The sequence below is a fragment of the Chloroflexaceae bacterium genome (assembly GCA_025057155.1).
Lineage (GTDB): Bacteria > Chloroflexota > Chloroflexia > Chloroflexales > Chloroflexaceae > JACAEO01.
In genome coordinates, this window is record JANWYD010000118.1 from 1 (window position 1) to 642 (window position 642).

The 642-nt window shown below is 67.8% G+C and carries 1 protein-coding gene; it reads right to left on the bottom strand.

The window, feature by feature from the left end; genetic code table 11:
• Positions 1–642 (bottom strand): hypothetical protein (locus NZU74_20570; protein ID MCS6883721.1); only part of this gene is annotated, 642 nt, incomplete at both ends.

Here is a 642-nt window from a genome sequence, read left to right on the forward strand (position 1 = left end):
GGCCTGTTCCCACGGCAGGGCGTTGAGGCGCGAGAGCTGAGGTGCGGAGAGGAGCAACGCGGCGAAGAATGATGAAAGAAGACTGAAGACTGGAGACTGAATGCGAGAAGCGCCGGCGCGTTCTCCAAGCCAGGCGGCGGCGCAGAGGATGAGCAGCTGGTATAGCGGAAGCAGCGGGATTTCGTACCAGCCCAGCCAGAGTGGGTTGCCAACCGAGAAGAAGGCGATGAACAGGCCGATGTACAGGCCGAGCATCCACGCGCGCGGCTGCCGGCGCAGCGCGGCGAACAGGCCCAGCCCGCACAGGCCGAGGGGCAACAGCGCCTGTAGCATCTGCCGCCAGACCGGCTCCGGGTCGTTGAGCGGCGGCACGCTGAAGGCGAAGACCGTGCGCAGCTGCACGAGGAAGGCGCGGAACGCGGCCAGGTCATCGGAGATGCGATAGACGACCGATTTCGCCAGCACCGATTGCGGGACAGGCTGGCCGAAGTAGGCAAAGGCGAAGAGCAGCCACGGCAGGACGACGGCGAGGAACAGAATCGCCTCGCGCCACGGCCAGCGCGCCGGCCGGCGCAGCACGGGCAGGCCGAGCGCAGCGAACAGCGCCGCCGCCAGCGTCACGCCGTCCGGTCGAATCAGCAC